Source organism: Methyloceanibacter marginalis, from assembly GCF_001723295.1.
Taxonomy (GTDB): domain Bacteria; phylum Pseudomonadota; class Alphaproteobacteria; order Rhizobiales; family Methyloligellaceae; genus Methyloceanibacter; species Methyloceanibacter marginalis.
Genome location: NZ_LPWD01000059.1, coordinates 1 through 4,512, shown reverse-complemented (window position 1 = coordinate 4,512; position 4,512 = coordinate 1). Strand labels below are relative to the sequence as shown.

The window sequence follows — 4,512 nt, the reverse complement described above, 5'->3', positions numbered from 1 at the left end:
CATCCGCGGCTTCGCTTGGGGGTGGCGTCTGCGGCTCCCCCGGCGCGGCGACCGGGTCCGCTTCGCCTGCCGGCGGCTGCTCTAGCGCCGCGACACGTTCCTCGAGCCAGGCAAGCTCACTCTGCAACCCCGGGTCATTGGGGGACCGTTCCTTGAGGCGCGCCATGATCGCCCGAGCCTGCCGATACCCATCGAGCGCCTGTGCGTCCTTATCTTGCTCCTCCAGCGCGATGGAGACATGGCCATGGCTAAACGCGACGTCGCGCTGCCAATCGACATTGCTCGGATCGAGCTTGGCCAAGCGTTTCGCGATAGCCAAAGCGTCATCGTAGGATTCACGCGCAGCGGCAGGGTTCGCGCGCGCTCTCTGCGCGTTGCCAAGCTTGATGTGGAACAGCCAGAGATTGCGTTGCCCCCGCGCATTGCCGGGGTCCGCCTCGGCCAGGCGCTCGGCTTCGGCAAAGCCCTCCTCGTAAAGCTTCAAGGCTTCGTCGGCGTTCCCTTGCGCCAACAGCATGTCGCCAATATTGCTGCGGGCAAGAGCGACATCGCGCTGCCACTGGGCGTTGCCGGGCGCCGTCCCGGCCAAGCGCTCTCTGATGAGGAGGCTGTTCCGATAGGTTTCCAGCGCCTGCTCGGCTTTGCCTTGCAGCGCAAGCACGGTCCCGATCCGTTCATGGGACACGGAGAGATCGCGCTGCCATTCGGTGTTGGCGGCGTCTTTCGCGGCCAACCATTCGGCGACGCCCAGGCCATCCCGATAGGCCTCCAACGCCGCATCGAGTTTGCCCTGCGCCGTCAGCACGTCGCCGACTTTGTTGTAGGTGACGGAGAGAACGCGCCGCCATTCGAGATTGCCGAGGTCGACCTTGACCAGGCGCTCGGCGGTGGCGAGACAGTCCTCATAGGCTTCCAGCGCCTCCGCGAGCTTGCCTTGCGCTTTTAGAACGTCGCCGATCTGCTCGAGAGTCACCGACGTGAAACGCTGCAAGCTCGGGTTTGCCGGATCCGCATCCCGAATGGGGATCATGCGGTTGAGACTTGCCCGGTACCGAGCAAGCGCGGCGTCAAGATTGCCCTGTGCCTGGTAAATGCCGCCGAGCTGTTCGTTGGACACCGAGAGGTCGCGCTGCCACTCCACGTTGCCGGGGTCGGCCTCGACCAGCCGGTCTCTGATGGCGAGGCCATCTTGGTAGGCCTTCAGGGCCTCGGTGAGGTTGCCTGCGCCACCAGCACATTGGCGACCCTATCGTAGGCGAACGCGAGATCCCGCTGCCAGCGGGCATTGCCGGGGTCGGTCTCGACCAGCTTGGCAACGATTTTCCGCTTTGCCTCGTACGAGTCCATAGCGGCTGACAGGTCGCCTTGCGCCTTCAGAATATCGCCGATGCGTTCATGGGTGATGCCGAGGTCAAACCGCCAGGCCGCATTTTCCGGGTCGGCCTCGACCAAGCGCTCTCTGATATCGAGGTTGATTTGATGGGCCTCCAACGCCTCGGCGAGAAAGCCTTGCGTCACGAGCAAGTCGCCGACGTATTGTAGGAGGCCGAGAGATCGTGCCTCGCCGCATTGCTGGGGTCCGCCTCGGCAAGCCGGCCTCTGATGGCGAGGCTGTTTGATAGGCTTGCAACGCCCCGACGCGATCGCCTTGAGCCTCCAGCACTTCGCCGACGCGATCGTAGGATATCGACAGATCGCGCTGCCACTCCGCATTGCCGGCGTCCTCCTCGGCCAAGCGCGCGATGATGGCGAGCCCTTTTTGTGCCGCCTCTTCCTGCTTGGCCGTGTCGCCTTGCGCGGCATAGGTCGTCGCGAACTCATTGAACATGGCGGACTGAAGCCGCAGCAGGTCCGGATTGCCATCCGACCGCTGGGCGAGCTTCCCGATGGCCTCCTCGGCGGTGCCGAGAATCTTGCGCACGGTCTCGGTGCGCATGCCTTCTTGGTGGCGCAGCGCCTGGGCGATGTCGAAGATGAGCGAATTGGCGCCTTGCTTGGCGATGGCGAAGTTTCGCTCGGCCACGTCGCGCTGGGCAACGGCTTCGCGGCGGTTGATCTCGGCCCACACGGCGAGACCCGCCAGCATGATCGCCACGGCCGAAAGCCCGGCGATCCAACTGCGCTGTCGGCGGCGCCGGTCGCGCTCGGCGCGGCGGAAGATGTCGTCGGACGAGACGCCGAGGAGCCCGGCCACGACCTTGGCGAGCGCCAGGTTCTTGCCGTCGCCTTGCTCCCGGGCGTCCGCCGCAAGCAGCTCGACCGGCTCGGCGGTGAGCCGGCCATCATCATCCAGCTTGAACCTGAGGGAGGGCGGGAAGCATTCGAGGTCGGGATCGCCCGGCTTGCCGTCGACGATCAGCGGGATGACCGGTCGTTCGGGATGCCGCGCCTTGAAGAGGCGGATCTCTTCGGTGACGTAGGCACTCTTCGCCGAAGCGGGGGAGCAGATCACGATCACCGCCGCCGACGCATCGAGCGCGGCCAGCGTCTGGTCCGTCAGGCTATGGCCCGCGGTGAAATCGTCGCGATCGCGAAAGACGGGGCGCAGGCTCTTGGGGATCGTGCCTGTCGCGGTCTCGCGTCCCACCAGGTCCTGATCGACGCGGAAGCTTTCGAGCCCGCGATGCAGCCACTTGGCGTGAGCCGTGTCGGCGTGGCTGTAGGAGATAAAGGCGCGGTACTTGTAGGCGACGGTCTCCGCCACGGCTTTGACCCCCCATCTTCGACTGACGCCCGCACCTTCAGCCGATTATCAGCGGGACCCGCGGACACCGCAAGTTTCGGACGGCCACCAACCAGGCGGCTTGCCCGGGGTTCTGTCAGCAGTTCGCGGCTATGAGCTGTTGGGACAGTCCCTTGATCGCGTCATCTTCGGCAAGCTCCAGGGACTTGCGGGCATCGCGGCAGTTCTGCGCCGGGTCGTCGTTGTTTGCCGCCCTCAGGCCATAGAACATGCCGATCGTGGCGTTCTCGGCCGCCGCGTTGTCGATGAGCCGCGTGCAAGCCGCCACGACCTCACCCTTGTTGTTTCCCTGGGTGCAGACGGCGAAATCCGCTTGGAAGCCGTCATAAGCAAAGGCCCCAGTGGACCCGGTCAACGCCAGGGCCAGCAGCAGCTTCGAGACCCGCATGTCTTTCTCCCTATCCCTGTCGAGCTCTCAAGACCGAGTTCCGCAGCACCCTACGACGCTCGGTTGAATGCTGAAAGGTTGCAGAAGACCTTCTGCTCGTCCGCTTCGGGTCCAAAGCGGCTTGACCTCTCAGTCTTTAGCGCCTGAGAAACGTTTTGGGCGCAGGATTGGCCCAAGATTCGGGGCCCAAAAAGACGCTTTCAGCCGGTTTTCATCATAGGACCGCCACGGTTTTTTCGAAGAGTCGGGCTCGGGACATTCGGGGATTCTTGGATTTGCGCGAGACCGTCAGAACGCTTCTCCTCGGCTTGGCTGCGGTCGCCGCAACCGGGGCCGCCCTGACCGGGCTCTCGACCGCCCCGGCCGCGGCGGACCAGATGGTGATGCCGTTCTCCTGCGGCGTCATCGGCGGGCAGGTCTCGCTCGCGCCGAGCGCACCACAGACCTACCAGATCTACGGCCGCGCCGAGCATAAGCGGCTGACGACCTGCTCCCCTTACGACCGGCGCAAGTGCCACAACTGGTCCGTCCACCGCTTCGATCTCGATTGCGGCGGGGTACGCACGAGCTGGCAGTCGGTGGTGGCGGCGCTGTCGCCGATCCTGGCGGAGAGCGCCGGCGAGGCCTATGCGCCCTATGGCGGGCCCGCTTACGGCGACCGCGCGGGGCGGTATCGGCAAGGCGCCGGCGGGGGCATCGCCTTCCCGCGCGGCTTCGCGCCGAACCCGATGAACGTCGCGCAGTTCAAGCGGACGGCCCCCGCGGTCGCCGAAACGCCGCTGCCGCCCAAGAAGCCGGAGGAGGCGCCGGGGTCATCGGAGGCTCAAGTCGCCGCAGCCGATACAAATCCAGAGACGGCCGCATCCGAACCGCCCGTCCCGGACCTGACCATCCCCGAACCGGGCGCGATGCCCGCGATACCGTCAATGCCCTCGACGGACGGCCAAGCCGACACCGTGAGCGCGACCGCGTCCGACACGACCCCGGCCGCGCCGAAAGCGCCGGACGTTGCCGGGTATCGCTCTTTGAAAGTCGAGCTCGATGCCGAGGTGACCGGCGCGCTGCCGAACTCCGGCGAAAGCGCCACGCTGTGGCAGAGCGCATCGACGGTGTTCATGTGGACGCTCGCCGTGCTGTTCGCTTTGACCGCCACGCTGCTGCTGGGACGGCAGAGGTTCATGGAGAGGTTGCCCATGCCCGCGATGTTCCTGCAACTGCGCGCCCGGCGAGGCTCCCCGCCGTGCGGACGCCGGACCCGGAGCCCGACCCGGAAGCGGTCCGACAGAAAGAGGCTACGGCAAGCCGCTTACGCCTATGGGACGAGGACTGGCTGCCGCGCACAATGCTGGAGGCGCTCGACGTGCTCGGCGTCGATCCCGAC

4 protein-coding genes and 1 pseudogene are annotated in these 4,512 nt (G+C 65.9%); 1 reads left to right on the top strand and 4 read right to left on the bottom strand.

Annotated elements, in window-relative coordinates:
• The 4 genes from AUC71_RS03045 to AUC71_RS03030 form a co-directional block, all read right to left on the bottom strand.
• Positions 1–1,141 (bottom strand): tetratricopeptide repeat protein (locus AUC71_RS03045; protein ID WP_141701401.1); only part of this gene is annotated, 1,141 nt, incomplete at its 3' end.
• A 59-nt stretch (positions 1,142–1,200) separates the two neighbouring features.
• A complete protein-coding gene (locus tag AUC71_RS03040; RefSeq protein WP_069623091.1) occupies positions 1,201–1,452 on the bottom strand; it encodes a hypothetical protein in 252 nt (83 codons plus the stop codon).
• Positions 1,412–2,704, bottom strand: a complete 1,293-nt coding sequence (locus tag AUC71_RS03035) for a toll/interleukin-1 receptor domain-containing protein (RefSeq protein ID WP_069623090.1) — start codon at positions 2,702–2,704, stop codon at positions 1,412–1,414. The genes AUC71_RS03040 and AUC71_RS03035 overlap by 41 nt, the downstream gene beginning before the upstream one ends.
• Before the next feature lie 115 nt (positions 2,705–2,819).
• Positions 2,820–3,131: a hypothetical protein gene (locus tag AUC71_RS03030; protein ID WP_069623089.1), complete on the bottom strand. Its 312-nt coding sequence runs from the start codon at positions 3,129–3,131 to the stop codon at positions 2,820–2,822.
• 269 nt (positions 3,132–3,400) lie between these two features.
• Between AUC71_RS03030 and AUC71_RS03025 the strand changes: the two are divergent.
• Positions 3,401–4,512, top strand: a pseudogene (locus tag AUC71_RS03025) (hypothetical protein); the annotation flags it as partial.

What these genes read in the sequence shown, in the direction of transcription:
- AUC71_RS03030 (WP_069623089.1), bottom strand. Translation starts at nt 3,131, where the DNA reads ATGCGGGTCTCGAAGCTGCTGCTGGCCCTGGCGTTGACCGGGTCCACT.